This is a genomic window from Kitasatospora sp. NPDC032150 (genome assembly GCF_055579945.1).
On record NZ_JBVIMH010000008.1, the window covers coordinates 109,075 to 127,226 of the forward strand.

The 18,152-nt window shown below is 70.6% G+C and carries 17 protein-coding genes; 13 read left to right on the plus strand and 4 right to left on the minus strand.

Going from position 1 to position 18,152, the window contains the following annotated elements; genetic code table 11:
• Positions 1–187 precede the first annotated feature (187 nt).
• The 4 genes from ACZ5ON_RS12330 (at position 188) to ACZ5ON_RS12345 (ending at position 6,348) form a co-directional block, all read left to right on the plus strand.
• Entirely contained in the window at positions 188–3,925 is a 3,738-nt protein-coding gene (locus ACZ5ON_RS12330; protein ID WP_465589695.1) for a multifunctional oxoglutarate decarboxylase/oxoglutarate dehydrogenase thiamine pyrophosphate-binding subunit/dihydrolipoyllysine-residue succinyltransferase subunit, read from the plus strand.
• 124 nt (positions 3,926–4,049) lie between these two features.
• The gene (locus ACZ5ON_RS12335; RefSeq protein WP_465589697.1) at positions 4,050–4,229 is read left to right on the plus strand and encodes a DUF6104 family protein; all 180 of its coding nucleotides are present in this window, start codon (positions 4,050–4,052) and stop codon (positions 4,227–4,229) included.
• A gap of 204 nt (positions 4,230–4,433) precedes the next feature.
• Positions 4,434–5,324, plus strand: coding sequence for a DUF4097 family beta strand repeat-containing protein (locus ACZ5ON_RS12340; RefSeq protein WP_465589699.1), 891 nt, complete (start codon positions 4,434–4,436; stop codon positions 5,322–5,324).
• A 1-nt stretch (position 5,325) separates the two neighbouring features.
• Complete coding sequence (locus ACZ5ON_RS12345; RefSeq protein ID WP_465589700.1) at positions 5,326–6,348, plus strand: PadR family transcriptional regulator; 1,023 nt, start codon at positions 5,326–5,328, stop codon at positions 6,346–6,348.
• A 62-nt stretch (positions 6,349–6,410) separates the two neighbouring features.
• Here ACZ5ON_RS12345 and ACZ5ON_RS12350 read toward each other — a convergent pair whose 3' ends face one another.
• Together ACZ5ON_RS12350 and ACZ5ON_RS12355 are read right to left on the minus strand one after the other, a co-directional pair.
• The gene (locus tag ACZ5ON_RS12350; protein WP_465589702.1) at positions 6,411–7,373 is read right to left on the minus strand and encodes a zinc-binding dehydrogenase; all 963 of its coding nucleotides are present in this window, start codon (positions 7,371–7,373) and stop codon (positions 6,411–6,413) included.
• A 124-nt stretch (positions 7,374–7,497) separates the two neighbouring features.
• Positions 7,498–8,718 (minus strand): NAD(P)-dependent malic enzyme, encoded by a 1,221-nt coding sequence (locus ACZ5ON_RS12355; protein ID WP_465589705.1) that lies wholly within the window; start codon positions 8,716–8,718, stop codon positions 7,498–7,500.
• 683 nt (positions 8,719–9,401) lie between these two features.
• Here ACZ5ON_RS12355 and ACZ5ON_RS12360 point away from each other — a divergent pair.
• The 5 genes from ACZ5ON_RS12360 (at position 9,402) to ACZ5ON_RS12380 (ending at position 14,112) form a co-directional block, all read left to right on the plus strand.
• Entirely contained in the window at positions 9,402–10,313 is a 912-nt protein-coding gene (locus tag ACZ5ON_RS12360) for an ABC transporter substrate-binding protein (RefSeq protein WP_465589708.1), read from the plus strand.
• Between the two features lie 353 nt (positions 10,314–10,666).
• Complete coding sequence (locus ACZ5ON_RS12365; protein WP_465589711.1) at positions 10,667–11,593, plus strand: ABC transporter substrate-binding protein; 927 nt, start codon at positions 10,667–10,669, stop codon at positions 11,591–11,593.
• A 32-nt stretch (positions 11,594–11,625) separates the two neighbouring features.
• Positions 11,626–12,612 carry an amino acid ABC transporter permease gene (locus ACZ5ON_RS12370; RefSeq protein ID WP_465589714.1) on the plus strand — a complete coding sequence of 329 codons (987 nt, stop codon included), beginning with the start codon at positions 11,626–11,628 and terminating at the stop codon, positions 12,610–12,612.
• Complete coding sequence (locus ACZ5ON_RS12375; protein WP_465589717.1) at positions 12,609–13,400, plus strand: amino acid ABC transporter ATP-binding protein; 792 nt, start codon at positions 12,609–12,611, stop codon at positions 13,398–13,400. The genes ACZ5ON_RS12370 and ACZ5ON_RS12375 overlap by 4 nt, the downstream gene beginning before the upstream one ends.
• Positions 13,401–13,515: 115 nt before the next feature.
• Entirely contained in the window at positions 13,516–14,112 is a 597-nt protein-coding gene (locus ACZ5ON_RS12380; protein ID WP_465589720.1) for a CGNR zinc finger domain-containing protein, read from the plus strand.
• Here the strand turns inward: ACZ5ON_RS12380 and sodX are convergent.
• On the minus strand, positions 14,096–14,539 hold the full coding sequence (sodX, locus tag ACZ5ON_RS12385; RefSeq protein ID WP_465589723.1) for a nickel-type superoxide dismutase maturation protease: 444 nt from the start codon (positions 14,537–14,539) through the stop codon (positions 14,096–14,098). The two genes, ACZ5ON_RS12380 and sodX, sit on opposite strands and share 17 nt — an antisense overlap.
• A gap of 193 nt (positions 14,540–14,732) precedes the next feature.
• Here sodX and sodN point away from each other — a divergent pair, with 193 nt between their 5' ends.
• The 4 genes from sodN (at position 14,733) to ACZ5ON_RS12405 (ending at position 17,639) form a co-directional block, all read left to right on the plus strand.
• Positions 14,733–15,131, plus strand: coding sequence for a superoxide dismutase, Ni (gene sodN, locus ACZ5ON_RS12390; RefSeq protein ID WP_465589726.1), 399 nt, complete (start codon positions 14,733–14,735; stop codon positions 15,129–15,131).
• Positions 15,132–15,260: 129 nt separating this feature from the next.
• Positions 15,261–15,734: a GNAT family N-acetyltransferase gene (locus ACZ5ON_RS12395; RefSeq protein ID WP_465589729.1), complete on the plus strand. Its 474-nt coding sequence runs from the start codon at positions 15,261–15,263 to the stop codon at positions 15,732–15,734.
• Positions 15,735–15,965: 231 nt separating this feature from the next.
• A complete protein-coding gene (locus ACZ5ON_RS12400) occupies positions 15,966–16,379 on the plus strand; it encodes an ATP-binding protein (protein ID WP_344638297.1) in 414 nt (137 codons plus the stop codon).
• A gap of 147 nt (positions 16,380–16,526) precedes the next feature.
• The gene (locus ACZ5ON_RS12405) at positions 16,527–17,639 is read left to right on the plus strand and encodes an RNA polymerase sigma factor SigF (RefSeq protein WP_465589732.1); all 1,113 of its coding nucleotides are present in this window, start codon (positions 16,527–16,529) and stop codon (positions 17,637–17,639) included.
• Between the two features lie 54 nt (positions 17,640–17,693).
• Here ACZ5ON_RS12405 and ACZ5ON_RS12410 read toward each other — a convergent pair whose 3' ends face one another.
• The gene (locus ACZ5ON_RS12410) at positions 17,694–18,122 is read right to left on the minus strand and encodes a hypothetical protein (protein WP_465589735.1); all 429 of its coding nucleotides are present in this window, start codon (positions 18,120–18,122) and stop codon (positions 17,694–17,696) included.
• Positions 18,123–18,152 lie beyond the last annotated feature (30 nt).

Genomic DNA, 18,152 nt, shown 5'->3' on the forward strand with positions numbered 1-18,152 from the left:
CAGCGAGAAGTCGTCCGTCTACCCGCTGGCCGAGAGTTCTAACGCAGGTTTTCAGCCAAATTGCAGGTTGGTACTGTGATCTGGACGACGCCTCCCGGCTGGGGACTGCGCGATCACTGTTCGGAGGCGTAGCCTTAATCCCCGCTGTCCACCATCCCAAAAGGAAGCGGAAGAGGGCGGTTGCCCCGTGTCGCCACACCCTGAAACCCCCGTCAGCTCGGCAAGCTCCACTGGCTTCGGCCCCAACGAGTGGCTCGTCGACGAGATCTACCAGCAGTACCTCCAGGATCCCAACTCGGTCGACCGAGCCTGGTGGGACTTTTTCGCCGACTACAAGCCCGGTACCGAGGTGACTCCAGTGACCCAGGCCGCAACCCCGGCCGGCTCCGCGCCGACCATCGTTGCTGCTCCCGCCGCCCCCGCTGCCGCCGCTACGGCGCCCGCCCCCGCTGCACCGGCCGCGCCGGTCCAGCCGGCGCCCGCGCCGCTCGCCGCAGCCCCCGCCGCGCCGCCCGCGCCCAAGGCCGCCGCCCCGGCCGCGCCCGCGCCGGCCGCGGAGGGTCCCGAGCTGATCCAGCTGCGTGGCCCGGCCAAGGCCGTCGCCAGCAACATGGACGCCTCGCTGGAGGTGCCGACCGCGACCTCGGTGCGTGCGGTCCCGGCCAAGCTGCTGATCGACAACCGCATCGTCATCAACAACCACCTGCAGCGCGCTCGTGGCGGCAAGGTCTCCTTCACCCACCTGATCGGCTACGCCCTGGTCCAGGCCGTCAAGGCCAACCCGGGCATGAACTACAGCTACCAGGTGAAGGACGGCAAGGCCTACCTGGTCAAGCCCGAGCACGTGAACCTGGGCCTGGCCATCGACCTGGTCAAGCCGAACGGTGATCGCCAGCTGGTCGTCGCGGCCATCAAGAAGGCCGAGACCCTGGACTTCTTCGGCTTCTGGCAGGCCTACGAGGACATCGTCCGCCGCGCCCGCGCCAACAAGCTGACCATGGACGACTTCACCGGCGTCACGGTCTCGCTGACCAACCCCGGCGGCATCGGCACCGTCCACTCGGTCCCGCGCCTGATGCAGAACCAGGGCACCATCGTCGGTGTCGGCGCCATGGAGTACCCGGCCGAGTTCCAGGGCTCCTCCCCGGAGACGCTGGCCCGCCTGGGCGTCTCCAAGATCATGACGCTCACCTCGACCTACGACCACCGGGTCATCCAGGGTGCCGCCTCCGGTGAGTTCCTGCGCTCGATCCACCAACTGCTGCTGGGCGAGCACAACTTCTACGACGAGGTCTTCGAGTCCCTGCGGATCCCGTACGAGCCGGTCCGCTGGGCGACCGACGTCGCCGCCACCCACGAGGACGAGGTCAACAAGACCGCCCGCGTGATGGAGCTGATCCACGCCTACCGCGTGCGCGGCCACCTGATGGCGGACACCGACCCGCTGGAGTACAAGCAGCGCCGGCACCCGGACCTGGACGTGGTCTCGCACGGCCTGACCCTGTGGGACCTGGAGCGCGAGTTCGCGGTCGGCGGCTTCGGCGGCCAGAAGATGATGAAGCTCCGCGACATCCTCGGCCTGCTGCGCAACACCTACTGCCGCACCGTCGGCATCGAGTACATGCACATCCAGGACCCGAAGCAGCGCAAGTGGCTGCAGGAGCGCCTGGAGAAGCCCTACACCAAGCCCGAGCGCGAGGAGCAGCTGCGCATCCTGCGCCGGCTGAACTCGGCCGAGGCCTTCGAGACCTTCCTGCAGACCAAGTACGTCGGGCAGAAGCGTTTCTCGCTGGAGGGCGGCGAGTCGCTCATCCCGCTGCTGGACGCCACCATCGACGCCGCCGCCGAGCACCGCCTGGACGAGGCCGTCATCGGCATGGCCCACCGCGGCCGCCTGAACGTGCTGGCCAACATCGTCGGCAAGCCGTACGGCAAGATCTTCGGCGAGTTCGAGGGCAACCTCGACCCGAAGTCGATGCACGGTTCCGGCGACGTGAAGTACCACCTGGGCGCCGAGGGCACCTTCACCGGCCTGGACGGCGAGACCATCAAGGTCTCGCTCGCCGCGAACCCCTCCCACCTGGAGGCCGTGGACCCGGTCGTCGAGGGCATCGCCCGCGCCAAGCAGGACATCCTGGACCAGGGCGGCACCACCTTCCCGGTGCTGCCGATCCAGATCCACGGTGACGCGGCCTTCGCCGGCCAGGGCGTCGTCGCGGAGACCCTGAACATGTCGCAGCTGCGCGGCTACCGCACCGGCGGCACCGTGCACGTCGTGGTGAACAACCAGGTCGGCTTCACCGCCGCCCCGGCGTCCAGCCGCTCCTCGATGTACTGCACCGACGTGGCCCGCATGATCGAGGCCCCGATCTTCCACGTGAACGGCGACGACCCGGAGGCCGTGGTCCGCGTCGCGCGACTCGCCTTCGAGTTCCGCCAGGCGTTCCACAAGGACGTCGTGATCGACCTCATCTGCTACCGCCGCCGCGGTCACAACGAGGCCGACAACCCGTCGTTCACCCAGCCGCTGATGTACGACCTGATCGACAAGAAGCGCTCGGTGCGCAAGCTGTACACCGAGGGCCTGATCGGCCGTGGCGACATCACCATGGAAGAGGCGGAGCAGGCGCTCCAGGACTTCCAGGGCCAGCTGGAGAAGGTCTTCTCCGAGGTCCGCGCGGCCGCCACCGCCCCGGCTCCGGCCGCCAACGGCAAGCCGGTCGCCGACTTCCCGGTCTCCATCCAGACCGCCATCTCCGAGGAGATGGTGAAGCGGATCGCCGCCTCGCAGGTCAACCTGCCGGACTGGCTGACCGTCCACCCACGTCTGCTGCCGCAGCTGCAGCGCCGCGCCGCCTCGGTCGAGGACAACACCATCGACTGGGCGATGGGCGAGACGCTCGCCATCGGCTCGCTGCTTATGGAGGGCCACCCGGTCCGCCTGGCCGGCCAGGACAGCCGCCGCGGCACCTTCGGCCAGCGCCACGCGGTCCTGATCGACCGCAACACCGGCGAGGACTACACCCCGCTGCTGTACCTGACCGAGGACCAGGCCCGCTACACCGTCTACGACAGCCTGCTGTCGGAGTACGCCGCGATGGGCTTCGAGTACGGCTACTCGCTGACCCGGCCGAACGCGCTGGTCATGTGGGAGGCGCAGTTCGGTGACTTCGTCAACGGCGCGCAGACCATGGTGGACGAGTACATCGCCTCCGCCGAGCAGAAGTGGGGCCAGCACTCCGGCGTCACCCTGCTGCTGCCGCACGGCTACGAGGGCCAGGGCCCGGACCACTCGTCCGCCCGCCCGGAGCGCTTCCTCCAGCTGTGCGCGCAGAACAACATGACGGTCGCGATGCCGACGCTGCCGTCGAACTACTTCCACCTGCTGCGCTGGCAGGCGCACAACCCGCACCACAAGCCGCTGGTCGTCTTCACCCCGAAGTCGATGCTGCGCCTGAAGGCGGCGGCGTCGGCCACCTCGGAGTTCCTCTCCGGCTCGTTCCGCCCGGTGATCGGCGACACCACCGTGAACCCGGGACACGTGCGCAAGGTGGTCATCACCTCCGGCAAGTTCTACTACGACCTGGAGGCGGCCCGCGCCGAGCGCGGCGTCACCGACACCGCGATCGTCCGGATGGAGCGGCTCTACCCGCTGCCGGTGGCCGAGCTCCAGGAGGAGCTGGCCCGCTACGGCGACAACGTCCAGTTCATCTGGGCGCAGGAGGAGCCGGCCAACCAGGGTGCCTGGCCGTTCATCGCGATGAACCTGGTCGACCACCTGCAGGTCGTCATCGGCCGCAGCGCGGGCGGTGGCGCCCGCCTGCTCCGCGTCGCCCGCCCGGCCTCCTCGGCCCCCGCGGTCGGCTCGGCCAAGCGGCACGCCGCCGAGCAGCAGGCCCTCCTGGACGAGGTCTTCAGCCTCTGAGTCGACGGCCTCGCAAGGCACTGACGGGCCCGGTCCCCGCTCCGGCGGGGGCCGGGCCCGCGGCTATCCTGACAGCCGATCCCCATCCGGGGCGGCCATCCCCATCGGAGCGGAGCGCAGAACCGTGTACTTCACCGACCGAGGCATCGAGGAACTGGAGAACCGGCGCGGCGAGGAGGAGGTCACCTTCGAGTGGCTGGCCGCGCGGCTGCAGGAGTTCGTCGACCTCAACCCCGACTTCGAGATCCCGGTCGAGCGGCTGGCCACCTGGCTGGCCCGGCTGGACGACGAGGACGAGGACTGATCCACGCGGCATCGAGGGCCCGGAGGCAACCGCCTGCCGGGCCCTCGGCGTGTGTGCGGTCGGGGCTGCCCCTACGGGAGCGACCGCCGCCCCTACGGGAGAGACCAGGGTCGGGGCGACCTTGACTTGGCCGTTACGCGATATATCGTCTTAGACAGGTAGACGCGATACATCGCGAAACGCTCAACGGGAGGCGACAGCACCATGAACCAGTGGACGGTCAGCGAGCCGCAGCGGATCGGCTTCGACGGACAGCAGGTCGACACCCTGCACGTGCGTACCATCGGCGGCGCGGTCAACGTCGTCGCCACCGAGGGCCCGGCCCGCCTGGAGGTCACCGAGCTGGAGGGCGAACCGCTGCTGGTCAGCCTGGAGAACGGCGTCCTCACCGTGACCTACAAGGACCTCAGCTGGACCGAGTTCGGCGAGGCCGTGAAGTCGGTGCAGTCGGTCAAGTACTTCTTCGCCTCGCTGCGCCGCAAGCGTCGGGCCGTGGTCTCGCTGGCCGTCCCGGCCGGCGCCGAGGTCAAGGTCGGCACCGTCTCGGCCGACGCCACCGTCTCCGGGTTCACCGGCAAGGTCTCGGTGAACGGCGCCAGCGGTGAGACCACCCTGGTCGGCCTCACCGGCCGGACCGACGCCAACACCGTCTCCGGTGACGTGGACGCCCAGTCGGTGGCCGGCGAGTTGCGGGTCAACACCGTCTCCGGTCGGGTCACACTGGTCGCCGGCGAGGCCGAGAAGGTCCAGGCCAATTCCGTCAGCGGCGACGTCACCCTCGACCTGGACGTCGAGACCGCCGCCGACATCCGCGTCACCACCGTCAGCGGCGCGGTCGGCGTCCGGCTCCCCTCGCTCGCCGACACCCAGGTCGAGGCCGGCACCACCAGCGGCGACCTGACCAGCACCTTCGACGAACTCAAGCTCGGCGGCACCTGGGGCGCCAAGAAGCTCTCCGGCCAGCTCGGCAGCGGCAGCGGCAGGCTCCAGGTCACCACCGTCTCCGGCGCGGTGACGGTGCTCCGCCGCCCCGAGCCGGACGACCGCCCCAACCTGGTGAAGGAACTCCCCTCCGCCGGCGATCAGGAGGCATGACATGACCCCCGTCTTCGGCCACGGCCGACTCCGGCTGTACCTGCTGAAGCTCCTGGACGAGACCCCCCGCCACGGCTACGAGGTGATCCGCCTGCTGGAGGAGCGCTTCCAGGGGCTGTACGCCCCCTCGGCGGGCACCGTGTACCCCCGGCTGGCGAAGCTGGAGAAGGAGGGCCTGGTCACCCACAGCACCGAGGGCGGCCGGAAGGTCTTCCGCCTCACCGACGCCGGGCGCGCCGAACTGAGCCTGCGCCAGGACGAATTGGCCGAGCTGGAGGTGGAGATCCGGGAGTCGGTGGCCCAGCTGGCCGGAGCGATCCGCGAGGACGTCCGGGACAGTGCCAAGGACCTGCGCGAGGAGCTCTGGGGTGCTGCCCGCCAGGCACCCAGGCCGCAGGCCGAGGGCGGGGGACCATGGGACGGCGCGTGGGGCGACAAGGAGTCCTGGCAGCGGGCCAAGGAGGAGTTCGCCCAGTTCAAGGCGCAGGCCAAGGAACAGGCCAAGCGGGCCAAGGAGCAGGAGCGGGCCGCCAAGGCGAAGGCCAAGGCGGCCGAGGAGGAGGCCCGCAGGCTGCGCGAACAGGCCAGAGCGGCCAGGTCCGCCGCACAGCAGGAGGCCCTGCGGATCAAGCGCCGGGTGGAGCAGCAGGTCCGCGAGGCCACCGCCCGCGGCGACTGGTCCACCGGGCTGGCCGAGGGGCTCTCCGAACTGACCCGCAGCCTGGCCGGGTTGGCGGACGCCGCCAAGTGGGGCCATCCCGCGGCGTCCGAGGAGGAGATCCGGATCACCCGGATCGACCTGGACGAGGAGAGCGCCGGCGACGAGACCCCCGCGGACCTTCCACCGTGGACCGTGACCGACCCTTCGGCCGACCCCGCCCGGGAGTTGGAGCGCCTGCTCGACCGCTTCCGCGACCAGGTCAGGGACACCGCCCGCGACACCGGCGTGACCGCGGCCCAACTCGCCGAATCCCGGGTCGTACTGGCGGCGGCGGCACAGCGCCTGCGCGACCTGCTCCACTGAGCGCCTTCCCAGGGGCGCGGTTTCCCCGCGCCCCTGCGGAACTGCCGCGTCCCCTCGGCGGGTTACGGCGTCAGGACCAGCTTGCCGAAGACGTCGCCCTTGGCGAGGCGGGCGAAGGCGTCCCGGGCCTCGGTGAGCGGGAACACGCTGTCGATCACCGGCCGGATGCCGGTGTTGACGCAGAGCGAGAGCAACCCGGCGAGTTCGTCCTTGGTGCCCATGGTGGAGCCCGCCACGTTGAGCTCCAGGAAGAAGATCCGGTTCAGCTCGGTCGCCGGCGGGTTGTAGCCGGAGGTGGCACCGGAGATGACGATGGTGCCGCCGGGCTTGAGGGCCTTGACCGAGTGCGCCCAGGTGGCGGCGCCGACGGTCTCCATCACCGCGTCCACCCGCTCCGGCAGCCGGGCCCCGCTCTCGAACGCGGCGTCCGCGCCGAGCTCGACCGCCCGGGCCCGCTTGACCTCGTCCCGTCCGGTCACCCAGACCCTCAGCCCGGCCGCCTTGGCGAGGACCACCAGAGCGGTGGCCACCCCGCCGCCCGCGCCCTGGACCAGCACGGTGTCACCGGGCTTGACGCCCGCTTTGGTGAAGAGCATCCGGTAGGCCGTCAGCCAGGCGGTGGGCAGGCAGGCGGCCTGCTCGAAGGTGAGTTCGGCCGGCTTGGGCAGCAGGTTCCAGGTCGGTACGGCGACCCGCTGGGCGAAGGTGCCCTGGTAGCGCTCGGTCAGCAGGGAGCGCGGTTCGTCGGGGCCGACCCCGTGGCCGCTCTGACCGATCACGGAGTGGATGACCACCTCGTTGCCGTGCTCGTCCACCCCGGCGGCATCGCAGCCGAGGATCATCGGCAGCCGCTCCGCGGGCAGTCCCACGCCACGCAGTGACCACAGGTCGTGGTGGTTGAGGGTGGCGGCCTTCACCGTCACCACACTCCAGCCGGGTCGGGCCTGCGGTTCGGGGAGGTCCCCCAACTCCAGTGCGCTGAGCGGATCGTCGGGGTCGATACGTGCGGCATAGGCAGCGAACATGCCCCGGACGATAGCCGCGCCGGCCGAGGGCCGGAACCACGCGGAGGTGTGACCTCTACCGCGTGTCCCGGCCCGGCCGACCAGCCGGGGCGCTCCCACAGGCTCCGGGCCGCCGCCGCGGGCGCTACCGCCGGGCGACGCCCTCGGTGCGGGCGGCCTCGGCCACGGCCTTGGCGACCGCCGGGGCGACCCGCTCGTCGAACGGCGAGGGGATGACCTTCTGCGGCGTCAGCTCGTCGGCGACGACGGCGGCCAGCGCCTTGGCGGCGGCCAGCTTCATGCCCTCGGTGATCCGGCGGGCCCGGACCTGGAGGGCGCCGGCGAAGATGCCGGGGAAGGCCAGCACGTTGTTGATCTGGTTCGGGAAGTCGCTGCGCCCGGTGGCCACCACGGCCGCGTACTTGTGCGCGACCTCGGGGCGGATCTCCGGGTCGGGGTTGGCCATCGCGAAGACGAAGCAGCCATCGGCCATGGTGGCGACGACCTCCTCGGGCACCGTGCCGCCGGAGACCCCGATGAAGACGTCCGCGCCCGCGAGCGCCTCGGCCAGCGAGCCCTTGAGCCCGGCCTTGTTGGTCCGTGCGGCGATCTCGGCCTTGACGTCGGTGAGGTCCTCCCGGCCCTGGTGCACCACACCGCGCCGGTCGCAGACCGCCACGTCGCCGATGCCGGCCGCGACCAGCATCTTGGCGATCGCGATACCGGCCGCGCCCGCACCGGAGATGACGGCCCGCAGGTCACCGATCCGGCGGCCGGTCACCTCGGCGGCGTTCCACAGCGCGGCGGTGGTGACGATCGCGGTGCCGTGCTGGTCATCGTGGAAGACCGGGATGTCGAGGGCGTCCTGGAGCCGGCGCTCGATCTCGAAGCAGCGCGGGGCGGAGATGTCCTCCAGGTTGACGCCGCCGAAGGACGGGGCGAGCCGGACCACGGTCTCCACGATCTCGTCGACCTCGGTGCAGGCCAGCGCGATCGGGACCGCGTCCACGCCGCCGAACTGCTTGAAGAGGATCGCCTTCCCCTCCATCACCGGCAGCGAGGCCTCCGGCCCGATGTCGCCGAGGCCGAGCACCGCGGTGCCGTCGGTGACCACCGCGACCACGTTGGACTTCCAGGTGTAGTCGTCCACCAGCTCGGGCTGCTCGGCGATGGCCGTGCAGACCCGGGCCACGCCGGGGGTGTAGGCGAGGGACAGATCGTCCGCGTCACGCACCGGCACCGTGGCGCGCACCTCCATCTTGCCGCCGCGGTGCAGTGCGAAGACCGCGTCCACGGGGTCGTCGCCCGCGGCGGAGCCGCTGGTCGGACGGGCCTGGGTGTTCGGGTGGATGATCTCCGCTGCCACTATGACCTCTTCGTCATGATCGGCGAGGGCGCCCGGCCGGCGGCCGGCCGGCCCGGTACGCGTCCCGGAGTCCGGGAGAAGCGGAAACCGGGTACGCGAGGCGCACCCGGAACCGGGTCGGAGCGCGGCCGTCGGGCGCGCCCTCTGGTAAGGGTTGGTTTTCTGCGCTGTGCTTCCGCTCTGCCAGAGCGTCATCCGGCCGGGGCCGGACCCTTGAGCCTAAGTCGGACAAAGGCGTCCTACCTATGCCTTTCTGTCCTCTTCACGCACTGGTCATCACTTGATCACCACTTGACGACCGGAGGTTTCTGAAGTACCGGACGGCCGGCGGCGACACGGCGACCGAGCGCGCGCACTCGCAGGGGTGAACCCGGGCACGAAGGAAAGTCGGCGCTTGGGATCCAGAGTCGGCGTCGTCGACTTCCGGTCCTGCGCACCCCGGGCCTTCCCCCGCCCTATCGACGGAGACGGCCCGGCGGTCCGAGTTCTGTTCGGGGGTCACCCGCTAGCAGATTCTGGCACACCCCCCGTGCGTCGGGCAGGTGGGGATGGCAGGATCCCCGTTTTGAGCCACCGGTCGTCCCGGGGCTGCGGGTCGTCAGGACGCCGCAGGGCCGGGTCGATCGGCGTACCCGGGTGCCCCCGGCGGCCCAGCACTCTTTGCCCAACCGGAGGAGCCACACATGCATCGAACGTCGCCACTGACCGCGAGCCGCGCCGGGGTGACCCTGGTGGCCGGCGCCCTGCTGCTCACCGCCTGCAGCGGCGGCTCGTCCCCCAAGAACGCGGACAGCGAGGACCTGCACGGCAAGCTGCCCGCGGCGGTGAAGTCCGCCGGGGTGCTGAAGATCGGCTCGGATCTCAACTACGCCCCGGTGGAGTTCAAGGGCCAGAACGGCGACGCGACCGGGCTCGACCCGGACATCGCCGAGGCGATCGGCAAGGAGCTCGGACTGAAGGTCCAGTTCGTGGACACCGGGTTCGACAAACTGCTGCCCGCACTGCAGGCCAAGGACATCGATGCCGCGATGTCCGCGCTGAGCGACACCCGCCAGCGCCGGGACGGCACCGACGACAGCGGCAAGCGGACCGGCCCCGGGGTGGACTTCGTCGACTACTTCATCGCCGGAACGTCGATCCTGGTGCAGAAGGGCAATCCGAAGGCCATCAGGAACCTGGACGACCTGTGCGGCCACACCGTCGCACTCCAGCGCGGCACCACCCAGGCCGCGATAGCCGAGCGACAGATCAACTCCTGCGACAAGTCGAAGAAGCCGCTGACCGTGCACCAGCTGGACACCGACGACGAGGCGCTGGCCGAACTCGGCTCGGGCAAGGCGGTGGCCGACGTGAACGACTTCCCGGTCGCCGCCCACGTCTCGGCGATCGACTCCGACAAGTACCAGGTCGCCAGCGCACAGCTGCAGCCCGGTCCGTACGGCATCGCGCTGCGGAAGTCCGACACCGTGCTGCGGGACCTGATGGTCAAGGCGCTGGACCGAGTGATCCGCGGCGGCGAGTACGACAAGATCCTCGCCAAGTGGAACGTTTCGGCGGGCGCCGCCCAGAACGCGGTGATCAACGGGGGCTTCTGACGCTACGTCAGAAATTCGGGGATCCCCTCATGATGCCGGGCAGGACTGCATATCTATGCACTGGAAAACATGTGTATAGTATTTGTTCGGATAGCGGACCTGCCGAGCCCCCGTTATCCGATTTTGATCTGAATATGGGCCCGCGCCCCGACACCGAGTGGCAGGATTCCCCCAACTCGGATCGAAAAGCGCCTCCTTCGGCCCGCCGGCCGGGTGGAGGTAGCCCCCGGTCGACGGCTGGGGGAGTGCCGTTCGTCGAGCCCGCGCGATCAGATCGTCCACCTCGGCGGAGGGTGGCGAAAAAGGACCACGGCACGACTTCCACCCGACCTCTCCCACAGAGGAGTTCCCCGATGACCGCCCGCACCTCGCGCCCCCGTCTCCTGGCGACCGGCGCCGTCCTCACCGGCGCCGCCCTCGCGCTGACCGCCTGCGGCAGCAGCGGCGGCTCCTCCGGCGGCGCGGCCAACCCGAGCGCCAGCGTCAAGGCGGTCACCGCCGACCCGGCGCTGGCCTCGCTCGTCCCCGCCGACGTCAAGGCCGCCGGCAAGCTGGTGGTCGGCGCCGACGCCTCCTACGCGCCGGACGAGTTCAAGGACGACAAGGGCAACATCGTCGGCATGGACGTCGACCTGGCCAACGCGATCGCGCAGAAGCTCGGCCTGACCGCCGAGGTCCAGAACTCCGACTTCACCTCGGTCATCCCGGGCATCGACGCGAAGAAGTACCAGCTCGGCATGAGCTCCTTCACGGACACCAAGGAGCGCGAGCAGACCGTCGACATGGTCAGCTACTTCACCTCGGGCATCGCGTTCGCGGTCAAGAAGGGCAACCCGGACAAGGTCGCCGCCGATGACCTGTGCGGCAAGAAGATCGCTGTCCAGACCGGCACCACCGAGGTCGACGACATCAAGGGCAACATCGACTCCGCCTGCACCAAGGCCGGCAAGCCGGCCGTCCCGAACGACGGCGACAAGTTCGACCTGCAGACCGATGTCACCAACGCCCTGGTTTCCGGCCGCGACCAGGTCATGAGCGCCGACTCGCAGGTCATCGACTACGCCATCAAGCAGACCAACGGCCAGCTGGAGAAGCTCGGCGAGACCCGCGACAGCGCGGCGTACGGGATCGCGCTGGCCAAGGGCTCCCCGCTGACCAAGGCGGTCCAGGGTGCCGTCCAGTCGCTGATGGACGACGGCACCTACAAGCAGATCCTGCAGAAGTGGAACGTCGGGGCCGGGGCGATCGCCAAGTCCGAGATCGACGCCGCCAAGAGCTGACCCCGCCGACACGCATCCCTGAGGCCACCAACGTGAATTCTCCCGACCAGGGGACGGCGGCACCGGAACGGCACCGGACCATCAAGCCGGTCCCCGTCCGCCACCCCGGACGCTGGGCCGGAGCCGTCGTCATCGCCGTGCTCGCGGCGATGCTGCTCCACGCCCTCATCTTCAACCCGGCGTTCCAGTGGGACGTCGTCGGCAAGTACCTGTTCGACTCCGGCATCGTGCACGGGCTCGGGGTCACCCTCGAACTGACCGCGCTCTCCATGGTCATGGGCGTGGTCGGCGGGATCGTCCTCGCGGTGATGCGACTGTCGCCGAACCCGCTGCTCGCCGGTACCGCCTGGTGCTACATCTGGGTCTTCCGCGGCACCCCCGTGCTGGTCCAGCTGGTCTTCTGGAACTTCCTCGGCGCACTCTGGCCGAAGCTGTCGATCGGTATCCCGTTCGGCCCCTCGTTCTGGTCGGAATCGACCAACTCGCTGATCCCGGTGTTCACCGCGGCGCTGCTGGGCCTCGGCCTCAACGAGGCCGCCTACATGGCCGAGATCGTCCGCGGCGGCATCCAGTCGGTGGACGAGGGCCAGAGCGAGGCCGCGCACGCGCTCGGCATGAGCCGGTTCCAGACCATGCGCCGGATCGTCCTGCCGCAGGCCATGCGGGTGATCATCCCGCCGACCGGCAATGAGACCATCTCGATGCTCAAGACCACCTCGCTGGTCAGCGTGATCGCCCTGGAGGAGCTCTTCCGGGCCGGCCAGAACATCTACTCGCGCAACTTCCAGACCATTCCGTTGCTGATCACCGTCAGCCTCTGGTACCTCTTCCTGACCTCGGTGCTGACCATCGGGCAGTACTACATCGAGCGGTACTACGCCCGCGGCACCACCCGCACCCTGCCGCCGACCCCGCTGCAGCGGATCCGCAGCTCCTTCCGCGGCAGCCCGCTGCCCCCGGCCTCGCCGACGGTCGTCCCGGGCACGCCGCACAGTGGACCGGGAGGTGGTCCGTCATGACCGACCTGGAAAAGCCCCGAACGTCCGGCCGGCCGATGGTCATGGCCGAGGGCGTGCGCAAGTCCTACGGCACCCTCGAGGTGCTCAAGGGCATCGACCTGGAGGTGAAGCAGGGCGAGGTGTTCTGCCTGATCGGGCCGTCCGGCTCCGGCAAGTCGACCTTCCTGCGGTGCATCAACCACCTGGAGAAGATCAACGGCGGTCTGCTCTCGGTCGACGGCGAGCTGGTCGGCTACCGGATGAAGGGCGGCAAGCTCCACGAGCTGAAGGACCGCGAGGTCGCCCTGCAGCGGCGCGACATCGGCATGGTCTTCCAGCGGTTCAACCTCTTCCCGCACATGACCGCGCTGGAGAACGTCATCGAGGCGCCGGTGCAGGTCAAGAAGGAGAGCCGGGCCGACGCCAAGGAGCGCGCGATGGCCCTGCTGGAGCGGGTCGGGCTGGCCGACAAGGCCGGGAACTACCCGACCCAGCTCTCCGGCGGCCAGCAGCAGCGCGTCGCCATCGCCCGGGCGCTGGCGATGAAGCCCAAGCTGATGCTCTTCGACGAGCCCACCTCCGCGCTCGACCCCGAGCTGGTCGGCGACGTCCTGGACGTCATGCGCGGCCTCGCCGAGGAGGGCATGACGATGATCGTCGTCACCCATGAGATGGGCTTCGCCCGCGAGGTCGGCGACGCGCTGGTGTTCATGGACGGCGGTGTGGTGGTGGAGTCCGGCCACCCGCGCGACGTCCTCACCGACCCGCAGCACGAACGCACCAGGGCCTTCCTCTCCAAGGTGCTCTGAACCGGGCGCCGCCCCGGCGCCCGGCGGGACCGGTTCCCGCCGGGCGCCGACGCGTTCCCGCCGCAGGTAATACCCTGGACCCAGATCGCCTGTTACGGCCCAGGGAAGGACCACCGTGGAGCTCGCCTCGTACGCCGACTACGCCGTCCGGCTGGTGAACAGTGAGGAGCCGGACCGCGGCACCGACACGCTCACCTCCGTGGACGCCGTACGCGCGCTCTTCGGCTCCCCCTCGCGGGCCTCCGCGCTCGCCGACGAGAGCGACCTGCCCCGGCTGCGGGCCGTCCGCGTCCGGCTGCGCGGGGTCTTCGAGTCCGCGGCCGAGGGCGACCAGGTCCGCGCGGTGGACCTGCTGAACAGCCTGCTGGTCGAGTACCCGGTCAGCCCGCTGATCTCCGGCCACGACGACCTGAACCCGGAGGGGCAGCCGCACTGGCACCTGCACCTGGCCGACAACGCGCCCACCGCCGCCGCCAACTTCACCGCCGTCGCCTGCATGGGCCTGGCCATCCACCTCGCCGAGCTGGGCGTCGACCGGCTCGGCATCTGCCAGGCCGCGCCCTGCCGCAACGCCTACCTGGACACCTCGACCAACCGCTCGCGCCGCTACTGCTCGGACCGCTGCGCCACCCGCGCCAACGTGGCCGCCTACCGGGCCCGCAAACGCGAGGAGGCCCAGCGGGCCGCACAGGCCGTCACAGCTCGGAACTGACCGGGCGGTGGACCCCGAGGCGGTCCGCCAGCGCGCCGAACCGGGCCAGCGGACCGTACGTCAGGGCCCGCTCCAGCATCGGGGCCGGGGCCAGCCAGGCCGGCCGCGGGCGCATCCGAAGCAGTACCCGTCCGAGCACCAGCTCGTCCGGCACCGCGCCGTACTCCCGGCTGTCGGTCAGCACCAGCGGGTTGTCCGACATCAGCCACCAGCCGCCCCGGCGCCGTCCGGCCGCGCGCTTGACCACCAGCAGGTCCTGCCGCAGCGGATGCCGGAACAGCACCACGGCGCCGGGGCGGATCCGCGCACCGTAGTGGACCAGCACCTGGTCCCCGTCCCGCAGGGTGGGGCGCATCGACGGACCGGCCACGTCGACCACCCCGAACGGCAGCGGCCCGCCGCCCCTCTCCGCCCGACTGACCGTCATCCGCCATCTCCCGCTCTCTGGTGTCCCGGTGTGCCGGGTTCAGCTTCCCCCAGCTTCGGGCGGGATTCGAAGGCCGCCCGAAATCGCCCGATTGGCCCTCCTCCTTTGGCCCTAGGCCCCCGGCCCAGCCACGAAACAGGGCGGGCGGAGCGGTAGTCTCAGGCGCGGGAAGACGATCTAAGGAAGGACTCCCATGTTCTCTCGTCTGTTTGCACCGCGCGCCACCGCGCACGCCCACTGCGACCTGCCCTGCGGCGTCTACGACCCGGCCCAGGCCCGCATCGAGGCCGAGTCGGTGAAGGCGACTCAGGAGAAGTACCAGGCCAACGAGGACCCGCAGTTCCGCACCCGTGCCCTGGTCATCAAGGAGGAGCGGGCCGAGCTGGTCAAGCACCACCTCTCGGTGCTGCACACCGACTACTTCAAGGCCCCGCACTTCGAGAAGTACCCGCAGCTGCACGACCTGTTCAACCGCGCCGGCAAGGCCGCCTCGGCCGCCAAGGCGTCCACCGACCCGGCCACCGGCCAGGCACTGCTCGACCTGATCGCCGAGATCGACGCCATCTTCTGGGAGACCAAGAAGGCAGCCTGATCACCACCGGCAGCTGTCAGGGCCCGTCCGCCGACCGCGCGGCCGGGCCCTCCGGCGTCCTGGACCGACCGGCATCGGACCGCGAAAACGGCCTCCCGGCGGCGCTGGGTCCGCGAGTACCCTCACCGTATGATCCGCACCGCCGACATCAGCGACGTCCCCGTCATCCACACCATGATCCGCGAGCTGGCCGGGTACGAGAGGGCCCTGCACGAGGCGCGGGCCACCGAGGAGCAGCTGCGCGACGCCCTGTTCGGGGAGCACCCGGCCGTCTTCGGCCTGATCGCCGAGGACGACGCCAGCGGCGAGCCGGTGGGCTTCGCGCTGTGGTTCCGCAACTTCTCCACCTGGCGCGGCACCCACGGCATCTACCTGGAGGACCTGTACGTCCGCCCGGGCGCCCGCGGCGGCGGCCACGGCAAGGCGCTGCTGACCGAGCTGGCCCGGATCTGCGTGGAACGCGGCTACTCCCGTCTGGAGTGGTCCGTGCTGGACTGGAACGAGCCCTCGATCGGGTTCTACAAGTCACTGGGCGCCGTGCCGATGGACGAGTGGACGGTCTTCCGGCTGACCGACGACGCTCTCGCGGAGCTGGGCAGCTGATCCGGGCCCGTTCGCTCGTTCCCGTGACGGCAGGCCCGGATCGCGACACCGGACCGCCTCTCGCGGTAACGTCTCGGGCGGATGCGCGGCGTTCCGGCCTCTCCCGGGTGGGTATGACCGGTACGTACCGCACCACCCCTCTGGACAGTTGGGGCGAAGCAGTTGAGCCAAGCAACAGGAAGTGCCGCGGCCGCAGCGCCGCAAGCACCGCGCGTCACCCAGGAGGTGAGGGTGTCCCAGATCGACGGCGAGCCCGGAGTGAAGGACTTCGTGGAGGTCCGGCTGCCCGCAGCGGGGGCCTACCTCTCGGTGCTGCGAACGGCCACCGCCGGACTCGCGGCCCGGCTGGACTTCACCCTGGACGAGATCGAGGATCTCCGGATCGCGGTGGACGAGGCCTGCGCCATCCTGCTCCAGCAGGCGGTGCCGGGCTCGATCCTCAGTTGCGAGTTCCGGCTGGTCGGGGACTCGCTCAGGGTCACCGTCGCCGCGCCGACCACCGATGGAAAGGCGCCCGAGCGGGACACCTTCGCCTGGACGGTGCTCTCCGCGCTGGCCGGCGAGGTGGACTCCTCGGTCGGCCCGGACAACACGGTGTCGATCAGCCTGCACAAGAAGCGCGGCGGGGCGACCGCCCCGGCGTGAGAGCGGGTCGAAGGGCGCGCCGAGCGCGCCGGCGAGCAGGAGCCGGCCGTACAGCCGTACGCGCGTTTCCCCGCGCGTACGGCTCCCCCGTACCGCAGTGCGGTACAACCAATGTGAAGTGCTCCCGGAACGGAACGGGTGATCGCCGTGAGTGATCTGGACCGCACAGGTGTGGCCGGCAGCCCGGCCGCCACCGCCGACGTGGCCGTGCCGCCCCAGGCGAGCGACGCCGCCCCGTACCTCTCCCGAGGCTCCGCGGAAGACCGAACCGCGGCAGCCGACGTGCACCCGAAGGACACCCATCGGATGAGCCAGCCGACCGGCCCGACGCCGGACCAGCAGCCGGACGCCCAGCAGCCGGGCCGCGCCCAGGACGAAGGGCTCGCCCGGGACGGGTTCGGGGCCGAGGACGACCTCGCCGAGGAGCTGACGGCCGAGGAGCTGAGGGCCGCCGCCGAGGCGGTCCGCAGCGCGGTGCCCGCCCAGGACCGGCACCGGTCCGGCGCGCCCGACCGGGAGGCTGCCCGGGCGCTCTTCATCCGGCTCGCGGCGCTGCCCGAGGGGTCGCCCGAGCGGGTCGAGCTGCGCAACCAGCTGGTCCGGATGCACATCCCGCTGGTGGAGCACCTGGCCCGGCGCTTCCGCAACCGCGGCGAGCCGCTGGACGACCTCACCCAGGTCGCCACCATCGGCCTGATCAAGTCGGTGGACCGCTTCGACCACGCGCGCGGGGTGGAGTTCTCCACCTACGCCACCCCGACCATCGTCGGCGAGATCAAGCGGCACTTCCGGGACAAGGGCTGGGCGGTGCGGGTCCCGCGCCGGCTGCAGGAGCTGCGGCTCTCGCTCACCACCGCGACCAGCGAGCTCTCCCAGCGGCACGGCCGCTCCCCCACGGTGCACGAGCTGGCCGAGCACCTCGGCATCTCCGAGGAGGACGTGCTGGAGGGCCTGGAGTCCGCCAATGCGTACTCCACGCTCTCGCTGGACGTTCCGGACAGCGACGACGAGTCGCCGGCCGTGGCGGACACCCTGGGGGCGACCGACGAGGCGCTGGAGGGCGTCGAGTACCGCGAGTCGCTCAAGCCGCTGCTCGCCCAACTCCCGCCGCGCGAACAGAAGATCCTGGTGCTGCGGTTCTTCCGGAACATGACGCAGTCTCAGATCGCCGCCGAGGTGGGCATCTCCCAGATGCACGTCTCCCGACTGCTGGCCCGGACCCTGGCGCAGCTGCGGGAGAAGCTGCTGGTCGAGGAGTGACACGGGTGTACGGCCGGAGCGATGATGCCTCCGGCCGTACGCGTGCGGCGCCGCTCAGGCGGCCTTCGGGCCGTAGAGGGCCTCGGTGGCGCGCGGGTTGAGCAGGCTGACCACACCGAACAGGCCGAGGGCCGCGATCACGACCGCCAGCGCGGGCATCACGCCGCCGCCCTGCCACATGTAGTACGCGACCGGCAGGCAGATGGTGTTGGTCAGCACGGCCGGGCTGCGGCCCCAGCGCTGGAGCCTGAACAGGGCGCGCGCGGCCGCCAGCGGCAGCAGGCCCATCACCAGCAGGATCACGCCGCCGAACTCACTGCGGCTGAGCGCCGCCGAGTCGCCGAGCAGTCCCGAGACCATGTCGTAGATGCCCCAGCCGGCCAGGACGGCCCCTTCGAGCGCGGTGATGACGGCGCCCCGGAGCAGCGGGGCCGGCCGGTCCGGGGTCGGCCCGCCCGGGGCCTGCGTAGTTTCTGCGGTCACTCCAGCAGGGTAACCGCAGCCTTGCCCGTA

Bases quoted from the DNA above. Each gene is read 5' to 3' on its own strand.
- ACZ5ON_RS12340 (WP_465589699.1), top strand. From the start codon at position 4,434: ATGAACCAGTGGACGGTCAGCGAGCCGCAGCGGATCGGCTTCGACGGA.
- ACZ5ON_RS12345 (WP_465589700.1), top strand. From the start codon at position 5,326: ATGACCCCCGTCTTCGGCCACGGCCGACTCCGGCTGTACCTGCTGAAG.
- ACZ5ON_RS12350 (WP_465589702.1), bottom strand. From the start codon at position 7,373: ATGTTCGCTGCCTATGCCGCACGTATCGACCCCGACGATCCGCTCAGC.
- ACZ5ON_RS12360 (WP_465589708.1), top strand. From the start codon at position 9,402: ATGCATCGAACGTCGCCACTGACCGCGAGCCGCGCCGGGGTGACCCTG.
- ACZ5ON_RS12365 (WP_465589711.1), top strand. From the start codon at position 10,667: ATGACCGCCCGCACCTCGCGCCCCCGTCTCCTGGCGACCGGCGCCGTC.
- ACZ5ON_RS12375 (WP_465589717.1), top strand. From the start codon at position 12,609: ATGACCGACCTGGAAAAGCCCCGAACGTCCGGCCGGCCGATGGTCATG.
- sodX (WP_465589723.1), bottom strand. From the start codon at position 14,539: ATGACGGTCAGTCGGGCGGAGAGGGGCGGCGGGCCGCTGCCGTTCGGG.
- sodN (WP_465589726.1), top strand. From the start codon at position 14,733: ATGTTCTCTCGTCTGTTTGCACCGCGCGCCACCGCGCACGCCCACTGC.
- ACZ5ON_RS12395 (WP_465589729.1), top strand. From the start codon at position 15,261: ATGATCCGCACCGCCGACATCAGCGACGTCCCCGTCATCCACACCATG.